This is a genomic window from Aeromonas crassostreae (assembly GCF_054052445.1).
In genome coordinates this window covers 1-14573 of record NZ_JBSTYM010000002.1, presented here as the reverse complement: position 1 = coordinate 14573, position 14573 = coordinate 1, and the positions used below count along the sequence as shown (strand labels likewise).

At 60.7% G+C, this 14573-nt stretch carries 16 protein-coding genes and 2 rRNA genes; 8 read left to right on the top strand and 10 right to left on the bottom strand.

Annotated features, from left to right (window positions below; genetic code table 11):
• Positions 1-33 precede the first annotated feature (33 nt).
• From lptB to ACW5W4_RS01640, 5 genes are read right to left on the bottom strand one after another with little or no spacing between them, the layout of a single operon-like run.
• Positions 34-759, bottom strand: a complete 726-nt coding sequence (gene lptB, locus ACW5W4_RS01660) for an LPS export ABC transporter ATP-binding protein (protein WP_456688189.1) — start codon at positions 757-759, stop codon at positions 34-36.
• 3 nt (positions 760-762) lie between these two features.
• Positions 763-1287, bottom strand: a complete 525-nt coding sequence (gene lptA, locus ACW5W4_RS01655; protein WP_408793823.1) for a lipopolysaccharide transport periplasmic protein LptA — start codon at positions 1285-1287, stop codon at positions 763-765.
• Positions 1274-1834 (bottom strand): LPS export ABC transporter periplasmic protein LptC, encoded by a 561-nt coding sequence (gene lptC / locus ACW5W4_RS01650; RefSeq protein WP_456688347.1) that lies wholly within the window; start codon positions 1832-1834, stop codon positions 1274-1276. Before lptC ends, lptA begins: the two co-directional genes overlap by 14 nt.
• The gene (kdsC, locus tag ACW5W4_RS01645; protein ID WP_042001461.1) at positions 1834-2388 is read right to left on the bottom strand and encodes a 3-deoxy-manno-octulosonate-8-phosphatase KdsC; all 555 of its coding nucleotides are present in this window, start codon (positions 2386-2388) and stop codon (positions 1834-1836) included. The genes lptC and kdsC overlap by 1 nt, the downstream gene beginning before the upstream one ends.
• Positions 2388-3383, bottom strand: coding sequence for a KpsF/GutQ family sugar-phosphate isomerase (locus tag ACW5W4_RS01640; protein ID WP_427261046.1), 996 nt, complete (start codon positions 3381-3383; stop codon positions 2388-2390). The genes kdsC and ACW5W4_RS01640 overlap by 1 nt, the downstream gene beginning before the upstream one ends.
• Before the next feature lie 206 nt (positions 3384-3589).
• Here ACW5W4_RS01640 and mlaF point away from each other — a divergent pair, with 206 nt between their 5' ends.
• From mlaF to murA, 7 genes are read left to right on the top strand one after another with little or no spacing between them, the layout of a single operon-like run.
• Positions 3590-4390, top strand: a complete 801-nt coding sequence (gene mlaF, locus ACW5W4_RS01635; protein WP_427261047.1) for a phospholipid ABC transporter ATP-binding protein MlaF — start codon at positions 3590-3592, stop codon at positions 4388-4390.
• Positions 4390-5169, top strand: a complete 780-nt coding sequence (gene mlaE / locus ACW5W4_RS01630; protein WP_456688188.1) for a lipid asymmetry maintenance ABC transporter permease subunit MlaE — start codon at positions 4390-4392, stop codon at positions 5167-5169. Before mlaF ends, mlaE begins: the two co-directional genes overlap by 1 nt.
• An 8-nt stretch (positions 5170-5177) precedes the next feature.
• Entirely contained in the window at positions 5178-5669 is a 492-nt protein-coding gene (gene mlaD, locus ACW5W4_RS01625; RefSeq protein ID WP_408793815.1) for an outer membrane lipid asymmetry maintenance protein MlaD, read from the top strand.
• Between the two features lie 9 nt (positions 5670-5678).
• Positions 5679-6311 carry a phospholipid-binding protein MlaC gene (mlaC, locus tag ACW5W4_RS01620; protein ID WP_427261048.1) on the top strand — a complete coding sequence of 211 codons (633 nt, stop codon included), beginning with the start codon at positions 5679-5681 and terminating at the stop codon, positions 6309-6311.
• Entirely contained in the window at positions 6308-6580 is a 273-nt protein-coding gene (locus tag ACW5W4_RS01615) for an STAS domain-containing protein (protein WP_427261049.1), read from the top strand. The genes mlaC and ACW5W4_RS01615 overlap by 4 nt, the downstream gene beginning before the upstream one ends.
• The gene (gene ibaG / locus ACW5W4_RS01610) at positions 6580-6837 is read left to right on the top strand and encodes a BolA family iron metabolism protein IbaG (RefSeq protein ID WP_042001440.1); all 258 of its coding nucleotides are present in this window, start codon (positions 6580-6582) and stop codon (positions 6835-6837) included. The genes ACW5W4_RS01615 and ibaG overlap by 1 nt, the downstream gene beginning before the upstream one ends.
• Before the next feature lie 17 nt (positions 6838-6854).
• Positions 6855-8111, top strand: a complete 1257-nt coding sequence (gene murA, locus ACW5W4_RS01605; protein ID WP_042001437.1) for a UDP-N-acetylglucosamine 1-carboxyvinyltransferase — start codon at positions 6855-6857, stop codon at positions 8109-8111.
• 87 nt (positions 8112-8198) lie between these two features.
• Here murA and pmbA read toward each other — a convergent pair whose 3' ends face one another.
• The gene (gene pmbA, locus ACW5W4_RS01600) at positions 8199-9542 is read right to left on the bottom strand and encodes a metalloprotease PmbA (protein ID WP_456688187.1); all 1344 of its coding nucleotides are present in this window, start codon (positions 9540-9542) and stop codon (positions 8199-8201) included.
• Between the two features lie 112 nt (positions 9543-9654).
• Here pmbA and yjgA point away from each other — a divergent pair, with 112 nt between their 5' ends.
• Positions 9655-10179, top strand: a complete 525-nt coding sequence (gene yjgA / locus ACW5W4_RS01595; RefSeq protein ID WP_408793805.1) for a ribosome biogenesis factor YjgA — start codon at positions 9655-9657, stop codon at positions 10177-10179.
• A gap of 64 nt (positions 10180-10243) precedes the next feature.
• Here the strand turns inward: yjgA and ACW5W4_RS01590 are convergent, their stop codons facing one another.
• The 4 genes from ACW5W4_RS01590 to ACW5W4_RS01575 form a co-directional block, all read right to left on the bottom strand.
• A complete protein-coding gene (locus ACW5W4_RS01590; protein WP_456688186.1) occupies positions 10244-13342 on the bottom strand; it encodes a transglycosylase domain-containing protein in 3099 nt (1032 codons plus the stop codon).
• A gap of 201 nt (positions 13343-13543) precedes the next feature.
• Positions 13544-13861, bottom strand: a complete 318-nt coding sequence (gene tmaR, locus ACW5W4_RS01585) for a PTS system regulator TmaR (RefSeq protein ID WP_456688185.1) — start codon at positions 13859-13861, stop codon at positions 13544-13546.
• Between the two features lie 336 nt (positions 13862-14197).
• Positions 14198-14312: ribosomal RNA gene (rrf, locus tag ACW5W4_RS01580) — 5S ribosomal RNA — on the bottom strand.
• Between the two features lie 121 nt (positions 14313-14433).
• Positions 14434-14573, bottom strand: a 23S ribosomal RNA gene (locus tag ACW5W4_RS01575); the annotation flags it as partial.

Genomic DNA, 14573 nt, shown 5'->3' with positions numbered 1-14573 from the left:
GATCATCAGGAAACGAAGGGCGATTTCCCCTTACTATAGACTGAATTGATCGCCCAAATAGACACGCTTGACCTGTTCGTCGGCCAGGATCTCGGCGGGGGTGCCTTCCGCTATCATCTTGCCGTGACTGACGATATAGGCCTTCTCGCACACATCCAGCGTCTCGCGCACGTTGTGGTCCGTGATGAGCACGCCCAGCCCCCGCTCCTTGAGATGCTGGATGATCTTCTTGATGTCGATGACAGAGATGGGATCGACCCCCGCAAACGGCTCGTCCAGCAGGATGAAGCGGGGTTCGGCCGCCAGGGCCCGGGCTATCTCGACCCGGCGGCGCTCGCCACCGGACAGGCTCTGGCCCAGGTTGTCCCGGATGTGGGTGATGCTGAACTCTTCCAGCAACTGCTCCACCTTGTCTTCCCGCTCTTCACGACTCAGCTCCTTGCGGGTCTGCATGACCCCCATCAGGTTGTCATAGACGGAGAGGCGGCGGAAGATGGAGGCTTCCTGGGGCAGATAGCCGATGCCATTGCGGGCACGTATGTGCATGGGTTGCAGGCTGATGTCCTGCTCGTCGATGGTGATCAGGCCCGCATCCCGCTGCACCAGGCCGACGATCATGTAAAAAGAGGTGGTCTTGCCGGCACCATTCGGGCCGAGCAGGCCCACGATCTGGCCGGTGCCCACTTCCAGGCTGACGTCACTGACCACCATCCGCTTCTTGTAGCTCTTCTGCAGCCCGGCTGCCTTCAACACTGCCATGGCTTATTTATCCTGCTTTTTGTCGGCGGGTTTGTCGAAATTCTCGACCTGATCGGGCAGGAACACCGTCTTGACGCGATTGGTTTCACCCTTGCTCTCGGCGATCATCTTCTGTTTGACGATGTCATAGCGGATCAGATCGCCGTTCACCTGGCTGTCTTCCTGCTTGAGCTCGCCGTTGCCCGTGATGGTCACCAGACGATTCTTCAGCTCGTAGCGAATGCTGTCGCCATGGGCATTGACCGGCTTGCCGTTGTCCAGGATCTGGAAGAAGGTGGCGGGTTTGCCATAGGCGGTCATCACCTCGGCGCCCTTCTCGCCCGAGCGGATCACCACCACCTTGTCGGCCTTAATCTTGATGGTGCCCTGGGTGATGATGACATCCTCGCTGAAGGTGACACGGTTATCCTGCATCTCGGCTATCTGTTTGACGGCGTCCACATACACCTTCTCGGCGAAGTCGGACTCCTTGGCGCTGACGCCCCCGCACAGCAGCAGGGCAAGCAGAGCCAGATTAACGTTTCTCATTGAAATAGATGGCATGGCCTTGGTCCAGTAATTCGAAATATTTGCGATCCAGATGCCCCTTCAGGCCAAGGCCCTCGGTCTGGAACTCTTTGGCGACGATGGCGACCTGACGATTACTTCTCACATCCTGGGTCACCAAGTCCAGCTCCAGGTAGGGAGTGTCCAGGGTGGAGATGAAGGAGGTGGGCAAGAGGCCATCGAGATGGACCTGGTCCCTCAGGATCACGTTGTCGTCGGTGTTGAGCACCCCCGTCTCGGCGGTCACCTTCCATTCGGCATCCCCCTTGTCATCGAACAGATAGACGACGGGCTTGTCAAAAGTGGCCTGCTCGAGCAGCTGAAAATACTCGGCATAGACGGACTCCAGTCGCTCGCTGCGCTTGCCCGTCTCGTCGAAGCGGGTGGTCACCAGATCCTTGGCGATGAAGTCCGGCTGATAATGTTCCGTCTTGGGCGCGGCCGGCGGCGCCAAGGTCACATCCCCCAGTTGCCAGATGGTCAGGGCCACGATGAAGAGGGCGGCGAACAGCAGGGTCTGGCGACTGATCATGCCGATACCTCGGCCAGCTCATCGGCATGCCCCTGGGCCTGCAAGATGAGATCGCACAGCTCGCGCACCGCGCCCATGCCCCCACCCAGCCGGGTCACCAGATCGGCGCGGGCCACGACCAGCGGATGGGCATCGGCGACCGCCACCCCCAGGCCACAGGCCTGCATCACCGGCAAATCTATGGTGTCATCCCCCATGTAGGCCGCCTGGCTGGCGTCCAGTCCCAGTTGCTGCAGCAGGGCCTCGAAATGGGGCAGCTTCTGATCCGCCCCCTGGACCACATGCTTCACCCCCAGGCTCGCCATCCGGTTGCTGACGATGCGCGAGTTGCGCCCCGTGATGATGGCGATCTCGATGCCCGCCCTCATCAGCGCCTTCATGCCGGCGCCATCCCGGGTGCAGAAGGTCTTGAACTCCTCCCCCTCGTTGCCCATGTAGATGAGGCCGTTGGAGAGCACGCCATCCACGTCACACACCAACAGGCGGATACGCGCCGCCTTGTCGTATTGGCTGGCGGTGACCGGACCGTAGGGCGTCGCCATCTGTTGCATCAAATCACTCCCGCCTTGAGCAGATCGTGCATGTTGAAGGCACCCAGGGGACGTTTGTCACCATCGACCACCAACAAGCCATTGATTTTCTTGGTTTCCATCAGTTTTACCGCCTCGGCGGCCATCATCTCCGGCCTTACGGTAACACAGTTGACCGTCATCACCTGCGCGATAGGCGTGCTGTGCACATCGACCCGCAGATCCAGGATGCGACGCAGGTCGCCATCGGTAAACAGACCCGCCAGCAGACCGTCGCCATCGACCACGGCCGTCATGCCGAGCCCCTTGCGGCTCACTTCCAGCAGGGCCTGGCTGATGGTGGCATCTATCCCCACCCGGGGCAACAGGTCGCCGCCGTGCATCAGGTCGCCGACTCGCAGCAGCAGACGCTTGCCCAGCGACCCGCCGGGGTGGGAGAGCGCGAAGTCATCGGCGGTGAAGCCGCGAGCCTCGAGCAGGGCGACGGCCAGGGCATCCCCCATCACCAGGGTGGCCGTGGTGCTGGAGGTCGGCGCCAGCCCCAGGGGACAGGCTTCCTGCTCGACCCGGACGCAGAGGTGTACGTTGGCCTCCTTGGCCATGGTCGAGGCCGGATTGCCGGTCATGCAGATAAGCGGGATGCCGCGGCGCTTGAGCACCGGCAGCAGGGCCAGGATCTCGTCGCTCTCCCCCGAGTTGGAGATGGCGATGATGAGATCCCCCCCCGAGATCATTCCCAGATCCCCGTGGCTGGCTTCGCCCGGGTGCAGGAAGAAGGCGGGCGTCCCTGTGCTGGCCAGGGTGGCGGCAATCTTGTTGCCAATATGGCCGGACTTGCCCATGCCGGTGACCACTATCTTGCCGCCGCAACCCAGTATCAGCTGGCAGGCGCGATCGAACGCCTCATCCAGGTACTGATGCAGGCCCTCGATGGCTTGTTTCTCTATGTCCAGCACCGCCTTGGCACTGCGACGAAAATCGAACATTTCAGACAGGTTTTCTGGTTTGACAGACATATGGGAACCGCTCCGGGCCGAAATTAGCTGCGGGATTATAAAAAAGTCTGCCCAGATAAGCGAATCCGATGGTTTCTGACGAGAGCAACGGGGGGCAGACGGCCGGAAACTGTCGCCTGCAAAGCGGGCCAGCCTGTTCAATAGTTGTCCCTTGTTGTTGCTTAGACCTAGACTAGCCCATAAAATTCGCTCTTCATTTGCACCCGATGGACAATTGTTTGAACAACGATCTGATCACCATCTCCGATCTCAGCTTCAGTCACGGCGACCGCCTGCTCTACGACAACATCAGCCTCACCATACCCCGTGGCAAGGTGACTGCCGTGATGGGACCCAGCGGGATCGGCAAGACCACGCTGCTGCGGCTGATCGGCGGTCAACTCAAGCCCGATGCCGGCACCATATTGTTTGACGGCGAGGATGTCCCCCGCCTGTCCCGCAGCCGCCTCTACAGTCTGCGCAAGCGGATGAGCATGCTGTTCCAGAGTGGTGCCCTCTTCACCGGCATGACGGTGTTCGACAACGTGGCCTTTCCCCTGCGCGAGCACTCGGGCCTGCCCGAAGAGCTGATCCATACCATCGTCATGATGAAGCTGGAGGCCGTGGGCCTGCGCGGCGCGGCATCCCTGATGCCCTCGCAGCTCTCCGGCGGCATGGCCCGCCGGGCCGCCCTGGCCAGGGCCATCGCCCTGGATCCGGAGCTCATCATGTTCGACGAGCCCTTCGTCGGCCAGGATCCCATCACCATGGGGGTGCTGGTGAAGCTCATCCGCGAGCTCAACGATGCCCTCGGCATCACCTCCGTCATCGTCACCCATGACGTGACCGAGGTGATGAGCATCGCCGATTACGCCTATATCATCGCCAATCGCAAGATAGTGGCCCAGGGCACACCGCAACAGCTGCGGGAGGAACGCAACCCCGAGGTCGAACAGTTCCTGCAGGGGCTGCCCGATGGTCCTGTCCCGTTCCATTTCCCGGCTGGCGAGCTACTACAGGATCTATGATGTTGATAAGTCAAATAAACCAGTTGGGGCGATCCGGCATTCAGACCCTCACGGCCCTGGGTCGTGCCACCATCATGCTGTTTCATGCCCTGGCCGGCCGGCCCCAGCCCTGCAAGCATTTCCCCCTGCTGCTTCAGCAGCTCTATGTGGTCGGGGTGCAGTCGGTCGCCATCATCCTGGTCTCGGGTCTCTTCATCGGCATGGTACTCTCGCTGCAGGGATACAATGTGCTCAAAGACTTCGGTGCGGAAGGGAGCCTGGGGCCCCTGGTCTCTCTCTCCCTGCTGCGCGAACTCGGCCCCGTGGTGACGGCCCTGCTGTTCGCAGGTCGCGCCGGTTCGGCCCTGACCGCCGAGATAGGCCTGATGAAGGCCACCGAGCAGCTCTCCAGCCTGGAGATGATGGCGGTGGATCCCTTGCGCCGCGTGGTGGCCCCCCGCTTCTGGGCCGGTGTCATCAGCATGCCACTGCTGGCCTTCATGTTCAGTCTGGTGGGCATCATGGGCGGCAAGCTGGTCGGCGTCGACTGGCTCGGTGTCGATGAGGGGGGGTTCTGGTCCGCCATGCAGGCAGCCGTCGACTGGCAGGATGACATCATGCAGGGCGCCATCAAGAGCCTGATCTTCGCCCTGGTGGTCACCTGGATTGCGCTCTTCAACGGCTATGATGCCAAGCCCACCTCGGCCGGGATAAGCCAGGCCACGACCCGCACCGTGGTCAACTCCTCCCTGGCCGTGCTCGGCCTGGATTTTATACTCACCGCAGTCATGTTTGGATAAGGTTAAAGATGAAGTTCAGCAAAGTAGAATTCCTGGTTGGCCTCTTCATGCTGGCAGGCATCGCGGCCATTCTCGCCCTGGCGCTGCAAGTTGCCGGTTTGAGCTTTAAACCGGAGGGAGAAACCTATACCCTGCGCGCCCATTTCGATAATATCGGCGGCCTGAAAGTGCGCTCGCCGGTCAAGGTCGGTGGCGTCGTCGTCGGTCGAGTCAGTGACATCAGCCTGGACGAGAAGAGCCAGGTGCCCGTTGTCACCCTTGAGATGCAAAAGAGTGCCGGCGAGTTCTCCGAGACCAGCAGCCTCTCCATCCTCACCTCTGGCCTGCTCGGTGAGCAATACATAGGTCTGGCGCCCGGTTTCTCCGACGAGGAGATGGGCACCGCCATGCTCAAGAGCGGCGACCTGATCGAAGATACCAAGTCAGCCATAGTGCTCGAGGATCTGATTGGCAAGTTCCTGTACAGCCAATCGTCCGACAGCAAAGAAGACACCAAGTAAGGAGTGACCATGTTGAAAAAAATGACCCTGCTGATCGGTCTGATGGCCAGCATACTGTTCTCCTTGACCGCCCGGGCAGCCGAGTATCCGAGCGACCCCTATGTACTGGTTGATACCGCCGCCAAGCAGACCTTCGCCCGCCTGAAGGCCGACCAGAGCCAGATCAAGCAGCAGCCGGATCACCTGAGGGTGATCATCCGCGAGGAGTTGCTGCCCTATATCGACAACCGCTTTGCCGCCTACAAGGTGCTGGGCAACCAGATCAAGCAGACTACCCCGGCCCAGCGCGATGCCTTCGTCAACGTGTTCACCGAATACATGGTGAGCTCCTACGCCGATGCCCTCGCCCATTTTGACCAGCAGGTGGTCAAGGTCGAACCGGGCAAGCCCGCGAGCGGCAACATCACCGCGGTCAGCGTCAGCGTCAAGGAGAGCGGCAAGCCCGATATCTTCCTGGAGTTCAAGCTGCGCAAGAACAACAAGACCGGCGAGTGGAAGGCGTTCGACATGGTGGCCGAAGGCATCAGCCTGCTCTCTGCCAAGCAGAGCGAACTCGGCGGCCTGATCCGCCAGAACGGCATCGACGCCGTCATCGCCCAGCTGCAGGCCCACAATGCCAAGCCGCTGGTGATCAAGTCATGATGTTTGGAACCGACCTGCAATCCGAACAGGTCATCGACCTGTGGCAGCGCCGCGATGAGTGGTGGCAGCAGGAGAGCCTGGATCTGAGCCGGACAAGCAGTCTGGACTCCGCCGGCCTGGCGCTGCTGGTCAAGTGGGCCAAGGCGGTTCTGGCCCGTGGCGGCCAACCGCAACTGGTCGGTGCCAGTGCAGACATCCATACCCTGGCGACCCTGTACGGGGTCGCCAGCCTTTTTCAGCCCATTGCGCAACAAACTGAGGACTCATAATGCAAGTCTCTGAAATTGAAGCACTACTCCTAGAGGCCTTGCCCCTGTCCGAAGTGCACGTCAAAGGGGATGGCAGTCACTACCAGGTGATCGCCGTCGGCGACATGTTCGACGGCATGAGCCGGGTCAAGAAGCAGCAGGCCATCTACGGGCCGCTGATGGACAAGATCGCCACCAACGCCATTCACGCCCTCTCCATCAAGGCCTTTACGCCGACCGAGTGGGCCCGTGAACGCAAATTTATCCTGCCCTCCTGATTTGGTATTTAAGTAACATGGACAAATTCAAGATCGATGGTCGTTGCACGCTCAATGGCGAAGTGACCATCTCGGGTGCCAAGAACGCCGCCCTGCCCATCCTGTTCGCCACCCTGCTGTGTGACGAAGAGATCCAGCTCTCCAACGTGCCGCGCCTCAAAGACGTGGGCACCACCCTCAAGCTGTTGGAGATGCTGGGGGCCAGCACCAAGGTCAACGGCAACGTGACCGTGCTGACCGGTGCGGTGAACAACCATGTCGCGCCCTACGAGCTGGTGAAGACCATGCGCGCCTCCATCCTGGCGCTCGGCCCCCTGGCCGCCCGTTTCGGTGCCGCGGACGTCTCCCTGCCCGGCGGCTGCGCCATCGGGGCCCGTCCGGTCAACCTGCACGTCCACGGCCTGGAGCTGATGGGCGCCAAGATCACCATCGAAGACGGTTACATCAAGGCCCGGGTCGATGGCCGCCTCAAGGGTGCCCACATCCTGATGGACATGATCTCGGTGACCGGTACCGAGAACCTGATGATGGCGGCTGCCCTGGCCGAGGGCCGCACCGTGATCGAGAACGCCGCCCGCGAACCCGAGGTGGTCGATCTCGCCAACTTCCTCAACGCCCTCGGCGCCAAGGTTCAGGGTGCCGGCACCGATACCCTGACCATCGACGGGGTCGAGCGTCTGCACGGTGGCAGCTACAGCGTCCAGCCAGACCGTATCGAAACCGGTACCTTCCTGGTCGGCGCCGCCGTCACCGGCGGCAAGATTGTCTGCCGCAAGACGGATCCCTCCCTGCTGGAAGCCGTGCTGGTCAAGCTGGAAGAGGCGGGCGCCCTCATCGAGAAAGGGGCCGACTGGATCAGCCTGGACATGACGGGTCGTACCCTCAAGCCGGTCACCATCAAGACCGCCCCCTACCCGGCCTTCCCGACCGACATGCAGGCCCAGTTCACCGTGCTCAACGCCGTGGCCAAGGGCACCGGCATGGTCACCGAGACCATCTTCGAGAACCGTTTCATGCACGTGCCCGAACTGGTGCGGATGGGGGCAGACATCGAACTGCAGGGCAATGTCGCCATCTGCCGTGACACCGAGCAGCTCAAGGGTGCCCAGGTGATGGCCACCGACCTGCGCGCCTCCGCCAGCCTGGTGCTGGCCGGCTTCGTGGCCGAAGGCACCACCCTGGTCGAGCGCATCTATCACATCGACCGTGGCTACGAAGACATAGAGCACAAGCTGCAAGCCCTGGGTGGTCGCATCGAGCGCATCCCTGGCTGATGTCACTGCGGGACACCGCCATATGAAACGGCCCCCGCGCCCGGCGGGGGGGCCGTTCTGTTTTCGGCAAGACCGTCCTGGTGATGGTCAGTGACCGGCCAGTTTCATGTTTTCGACCAGCACGGACCCCGTCTTGAGGCTGGAGCGCTCATCCTGATCCGTGCCCACGGCCACTATCTGGCGGAACATCTCGTTGAGGTTGCCCGCTATGGTGATCTCCTCGACCGGATAGGCTATCTCGCCATTCTCGACCCAGAAACCGGCGGCGCCGCGGGAGTAGTCGCCGTTGACGATGTTGACCCCCTGCCCCATCAGCTCGGTCACCAGCAGACCCGTGCCCATCTCCCTGAGCAGGGCGGGCAAGTCCTGACCCGTGTTCGACACCTGCCAGTTGTGGATGCCGCCGGCATGGCCCGTGGTGGTCAGCCCCAGCTTGCGCGCCGAGTAGGAGGTGAGCAGCCAGCTCATCAAGTGGCCGTCACGGATGATATCGAGATCCCGGGTACGCACCCCTTCCCCATCAAACGGGGAGCTGGCCAGGCCGCCCAGCAGGTGGGGAAACTCCTGGATGGTGAGCCAGTCGGGCAGGATCTGCTGCCCCAGCCGCTCTTGCAGGAAGCTGGACTTGCGATAGAGGTTGCCGCCGCTGATAGCCATGACCAGGTGGCCCCACAGGCCGGCGGCCGTGTCGGGATGAAACAGCACGGGTGCATGGCGGGTCGCTATCTTGCGGGCCCCGAGCCGGGCGACGGTACGGCTCACCGCCTCCTCGGCGATCCGCGCCGGGCTCCACAGCCCGGCCAGATCGCGACTGGAGGAGTAACCGTAATCCCGCTGCATGTCGCCATCCTGCTCGCCGATCAGCATGCAGCTCAACGAGTTGCGTGAGGCCGCATACCCCTTCAGGAAGCCGTGGCTGTTGCCATAGACCTTGATGCCGAGGTGGCTGGAGAAACCGGCGCCGTCCGAGTGCTTGATCCGGCTGTCGCTGCCCAGCGCCAGCCGCTCGCACTCGATGGCGAGCGCGATGCCCTGCTGGGGATCCAGCAAAGTGGGATGGCAGAGTTGCAGATCGGGGGCGTCCCAGGCCAGCATCTCGGGATCGGCCAGGCCGGCGCAGGCATCGGCCGAGGTGTGACGGGCTATCTCGATGGCGGCCTCGACGGCGGCGCGGATCGCTGCGGGACCGAGATCCGTGGTGGACGAGGACCCCTTGCAGCCATCGCGGTAGACGGCGATGCCGAGCGCCCCATCCTTGTTGAATTCGATGCTTTCCAGCTCACAGCCGCGAGTATTGACCGACAATCCGGTCTGCTTGCTGATAGAGACTTCTGCCAGCGAGGCACCCAGCCCTTTGGCAATCTCAAGCGCCTCGGCTACCACGGCCTCCAGTTGCGCCTGATCCTGGCGGATTTGGTCTTGCTGATCCATAACTCAAGTCTGCATGAAGAAAGGAAAGGGGCTCAGCATATCAGACCCCTGCGCCCAGCGGGAGAAGCTGGTACCATATCGCCCAAATATGAATGACAGGACATAAAGACCAATGAGTCACTTTAACGACGAGCAAGAGTTCGAGGACTGGGGCCCCAGCAAGAGCCAGCTAAAACGCGAAGCCGAGATATTGCAGAAGATGGGCGATGAGCTCGTCGACCTCAGCCACAGCGAGCTGGAGAAGATCCCGCTGGATGAAGAGCTGGCCGAGGCGGTCGAGCTGGGCCGCCGACTCAAGCCCAAGAAAGATGAGTCTTTCCGCCGCCACCTGCAGTTCATCGGCCGACTGATGCGCAGCCGCGACATCGAGCCCATCGCCGAGGCCCTGTCGATCATCAAGAATCGCCACTCCACCATCAATGCGCGCCTGCACCGGCTGGAGCAGTGGCGGGAGAGGCTGATCGTCGACGGGGATGAGGCCCTCAACGAGCTCATGTCCCAGTTCCATGAACTGGATCGCCAGAAGCTGCGTCAACTGATCCGCAACGCCAAGAAAGAGCGCGAGCTGAACAAGCCGCCGGCGGCGTTTCGCGAGATCTACCAGTATCTGCGTGGCGAGATAGAAGACAAGCTGTGAGCCTGGCGTCTTGACACCATAACAAACGGGGCCTGTCGGCCCCGTTGTCGTTTCGGTGGCGGTCTCAGCCCGCCTCAGGTGCCAGACACTGGGTCTGGGTATGGGGCACCAGATAAGGGGTCAGCAGGGGGGCCATCCCCTTGAGCACCTGGACCGGCAATGCAGAGGTGAAACGGAACTTGTCCGACTGACTGCCAGGCACATAGGCGGTCAGGGTACCGAAGTGATCCTCTCCGATGTAGAACACGAAGGTCGCGGTCCGGTTGCGGGCGAGCGAGCTGGTGACATTGCCATAGCGTCCCACCGTCTCGAGCCGGTTGTCCCCCGTCCCCGTCTTGCCCCCCAATGCCAGCACAGTGCCATCTGGCAGGGTGAAGGCCCCCGAGATGCGCCGGGCCGTGCCCCCTTCCACCACCTTGGAGAGGGCGCCACGCAGGGCCGTCGCCACCGCCGACGGCAGCACACGCACACCCTGACCATGGGCGGGTTCAAACGCCGTCTCGAACGGCGTGCCTTTCGCGAAGGAGAGGTGCTCGATGCGCAGGGTCGGCGTCCGGATGCCGTCATTCTGGATGATGCCCATCAGCTCGGCCAGGGCGGCGGGTCTGTCACCCGAGCTGCCGAGGGCCGTCGCCAGGGAGGGCACCAGATGACCGAACGGATAGCCGAGCTTGGCCCAGCGCTGATGAATGTCGAGGAAGGCTTCCACTTCCAGCATGGTACGTACCCGGGTGTCACGGGCGCTGCGATGACGGGTCTTGAACAGCCAGCTGTAGACCTCCTGACGCTCATCCCGGCTCGCCATGACCACATCATTGAAGGTCGCCTTCTCATAGGCCTTGAGGTAGGAGACCAACCAGAGCTCCAGGGGGTGAACGCGGGCGATATAACCCTGATCCGGTAGTGAATACTTACCAGGCCCATAGGAGTCATACAGCTGGGCGATCCGCCGCTCGTTCAGTTGATTGCGCAGTACCTTGGGCAGCCGACCATCGAGGAAGGCGGTAAAGGTCGCCAGATCCGCCTCCGGATAGAGATAGCGGTGCACCGCTGCCAACCGGATGGCACTGGGTCTGAGACCATCGAGGAAGGCATCGATCCGCTCGGCCGGCGTCTTGCCCTGATACTTGCGCCAGAAGCGCAGCAGGTAAGTCTGGCCCTCCTTGTCCGCGAACCGGACCAGGTACTCGGTGCGACGGGGATCCCTGTCATCCTTGAGCAACTGGCTGCGGTTGCCATCCTTGTAGAGGGTGTAGCGCACCAGGTCCCGCATCAGCCGCACGAACGGCAGATTGATGGACTCGCGCAGCGCGTCCCGCAGGGACGGATTACGATTATTGTCGTACTTGTTGAAGTTGTTAAAGGTATGCATGCCGCCACCGGTGAAGAAGCCTTCATAGGGGCTGGCCGAATACTTGCGGTCCAGGGCCGCCTCCAGCATGGGGGGCAGGCTCTTGTCTCTGGCATTGATCAGGTAGGAGACGGCCCAGCGGCTGATGTTGTCCTGGGGGGAGATGTCGAGTTTGCGCAGGCTCTCGGTTGGCATCTCGGCGTAGCTGTCATGGAGCTCAGCCACCATCTGCAAGTAGGTGGTCAGCACCCTCAACTTGGCGGTAGAGCCCAGCTCCAGCTTGCTGCCTTCGTTGATGTCAAAGGGCTGATCCGTGTTGTCGGTCTGCACCCTGACCTTGAAGCCATCGGGCGATTTCTCGAACAGGGTGAAGCTGTAGCGCACATCGGCCGTTTTCTCCGGGGAGAGTAACCGCTCACCATACAATCCGATCTTTTCGGCGAATACGGGGTCGGCAAGCTGCTGCAGATAGCCGGTGATCTCTTTTTGCAGCGGCATGTTGAGGCTGGTCTCCGCGGTCAGGTCCATCCGGTCCAGATCGTAGAGCTGAACCCCAAGATGACTGCTCAGGCGGGTGCGCGCCACCTGCAACCCCTTGTTGTTATTGACCCGGGTGATGGCGGGTGACTGCAGGAAATCACGATACTTGATCTGGGCCTTGAGGGCGGCGGCCATCAGATCCGGCGTGATCATTCCCTCCTGCACAAACAGGCGCAGATAGCTGTCGGTCAGCGCGGCCAGCGCATCCCGCCCCTGAGCGAGGTAGTAGGAGGGGCGACGATGGGCAATCATCAGGGAGACTACCTGACGCAGGGCCAAGCCCTTGTCATCCAGGGAGGCATCCTGATTGCGGGCGGGATCGAGCAGACGGTTGACCTCGGCCACATCGGCCCCAAACCATACCCAGAGCCCATCCCCCAACCCATGGACCTCACCATGACCCGGTGCCGCCGAGAGGGGCACTGAGTTGAGATAGGCCCAAGCCACCAACTTGCGTGCCTCCAGAGTCTCGGGGCCGAGGCGATAAGCCCGTACGCTGGCCGAGATCATCTGGCGGATCTTCTCGGTGGCCGACACAGTCAGGCCATCGGGGGAGTGACGGTACTTCTCGACCTGGGTCGCCAGCGTGCTGCCCCCCGCCGACTGGCCCTCCATGTCCAGCGCCTTGCCCAGCTGCGACACCGCCGCCTTGGCAAAGCGTGGCCAATCAACGGCCGGGTTGGCCAAGGGCTGTTCATCGCTGAGCAGATCCCGGTTCTCGATAAACAACAGGGATTGCACCACCAGGGGCGGAATAGAGGCAAAGTCCGGATAGTAATGGCTTGGATAATGGAAGTCATAGAAAGGGGCCGCCCGACAGTCATTCAGGGTCAGGCCGGCCTGGACCTTCTCGGTATAAGGCACGAAGAAGCCACGCTTGGCATAGTCATAGAGTGCATCGGAGAAGCGAACCTGCTGGCTCACCTCATAGCCACGCTTGAGCAAACGCTCCTGCATCATGGGCAGCAAGACATAACCGAGCCGTTTGTCGAAGGGGCCATCATCGGGAAAGATGATCTTGTCGCTCGGACCCGGCTCGACCTGATAAGTCAGCTTGGCGGCATAGTGAGAGATCTCCTGGGACTGCAGCTTGGAGGTCTTCATCTCATAGCCAACCAGCAGAGCCACCGCGATCAGACAGAGTAAGAAGAGCAGGCAAAGCAACCAGCGCCACCATGAGCGACGCTTACGCTTCTTGGGACCGTCCTCTGTGGGGACGGGAAACTCTTGAGGTGCCACTTTATCCAGATCCGTCCGTTGTAATGCGCCCATATCTGCCACCATGGTTACGCAATTTATTGTATTTCACTCAAGCTTAGTCTTTTCAAGTCAATGGCTTGAAAACAATTAGTGCTGAATGTCGATGGTAGCAGGGCTATCCGCAAAATGGGAGTCGATTGTCTCGGCTCAACACGCTATATGATGCAAAAACACCGGCCATAGGCCGGTGTCCGATATGTCCATCTTGATGGATTACTTGTGAGAGCTGATCGCCTTCAGCTTCGCGCTGAGCTCCTTGCGCTCCTTGGAGAGCTCGGCATTCTTGATGATGTGATCATCGACCCGCTCTTCATAGTCGGTGCGCATATTCGCGATGATGGCCTGCACCTCGTCTATGCTCATACCGGGCTTGATGTAGTCACTCAGGTTGTCGAGCAGCAGCACCCGCTTCTGGTTATCACGGATCTTCTTCTCATTGTCAGTGATCTCGCGTTTGAGCTTGTTCTGACGACGAGACATACGCACATATTCCAATACATCGCTGAAGGTGGACTTGTTTACTTGTTCCATATCGTTACCACTGACTCAAGGTTGATAAAATCGGGGCAGGTGACGCCTGAGAGGAAAGGCGTTCATCAAGAAACGCAGGCGCACATTGAATGCCTTTACTCTACCGAGTTATGTGACAGATACAAGCCAATTGCGTATGAACCACCGAAGTCGGGCCAGTAACACCCTGATTTGCAAAGAAGATGTCAACATAACGTAACAAAGTGCATGGTTAATGCTGTTTTTCAGGCAATAAAAAACCCCGCTCGATGAGCGGGGTTTTTCGTGTTGGCTGCCTGCCAAGAGCGTTTAGCTCTCGCGTGGCCGACGATGCGGTCGCATCATCACTAATTGGGTGCCTGGCAGTGTCCTACTCTCGCATGGCGAATGCCACACTACCATCGGCGCTACCGCGTTTCACTTCTGAGTTCGGCATGGGATCAGGTGGTTCCACGGCGCTATGGCCGCCAGGCAAAAAACTTCATCCAGAAAGCTGACGTGAATAACGACTTAGCTTGTTTGCTTTGTCGTTATCACTGAATTTGAGTAGTTCTTCACTTGCTACAAGGCCAGAAACACTTCTTGGGTGTTGTATGGTTAAGCCTCACGGGTAATTAGTATGGGTTAGCTCAACACATCACTGCGCTTACACACCCCACCTATCAACGTTGTGGTCTCCAACGGCCCTTTAGGACCCTCAAGGGGTCAGGGATGACTCATCTCAGGGCTCGCT

Coding starts and splice junctions, on each gene's coding strand:
- lptB (WP_456688189.1), bottom strand. CDS start 759: ATGGCAGTGTTGAAGGCAGCCGGGCTGCAGAAGAGCTACAAGAAGCGG.
- lptA (WP_408793823.1), bottom strand. CDS start 1,287: ATGAGAAACGTTAATCTGGCTCTGCTTGCCCTGCTGCTGTGCGGGGGC.
- kdsC (WP_042001461.1), bottom strand. CDS start 2,388: ATGCAACAGATGGCGACGCCCTACGGTCCGGTCACCGCCAGCCAATAC.
- ACW5W4_RS01640 (WP_427261046.1), bottom strand. CDS start 3,383: ATGTCTGTCAAACCAGAAAACCTGTCTGAAATGTTCGATTTTCGTCGC.
- mlaF (WP_427261047.1), top strand. CDS start 3,590: ATGGACAATTGTTTGAACAACGATCTGATCACCATCTCCGATCTCAGC.
- mlaE (WP_456688188.1), top strand. CDS start 4,390: ATGTTGATAAGTCAAATAAACCAGTTGGGGCGATCCGGCATTCAGACC.
- mlaD (WP_408793815.1), top strand. CDS start 5,178: ATGAAGTTCAGCAAAGTAGAATTCCTGGTTGGCCTCTTCATGCTGGCA.
- mlaC (WP_427261048.1), top strand. CDS start 5,679: ATGTTGAAAAAAATGACCCTGCTGATCGGTCTGATGGCCAGCATACTG.
- ACW5W4_RS01615 (WP_427261049.1), top strand. CDS start 6,308: ATGATGTTTGGAACCGACCTGCAATCCGAACAGGTCATCGACCTGTGG.
- ibaG (WP_042001440.1), top strand. CDS start 6,580: ATGCAAGTCTCTGAAATTGAAGCACTACTCCTAGAGGCCTTGCCCCTG.
- murA (WP_042001437.1), top strand. CDS start 6,855: ATGGACAAATTCAAGATCGATGGTCGTTGCACGCTCAATGGCGAAGTG.
- pmbA (WP_456688187.1), bottom strand. CDS start 9,542: ATGGATCAGCAAGACCAAATCCGCCAGGATCAGGCGCAACTGGAGGCC.
- yjgA (WP_408793805.1), top strand. CDS start 9,655: ATGAGTCACTTTAACGACGAGCAAGAGTTCGAGGACTGGGGCCCCAGC.
- ACW5W4_RS01590 (WP_456688186.1), bottom strand. CDS start 13,342: ATGGGCGCATTACAACGGACGGATCTGGATAAAGTGGCACCTCAAGAG.
- tmaR (WP_456688185.1), bottom strand. CDS start 13,861: ATGGAACAAGTAAACAAGTCCACCTTCAGCGATGTATTGGAATATGTG.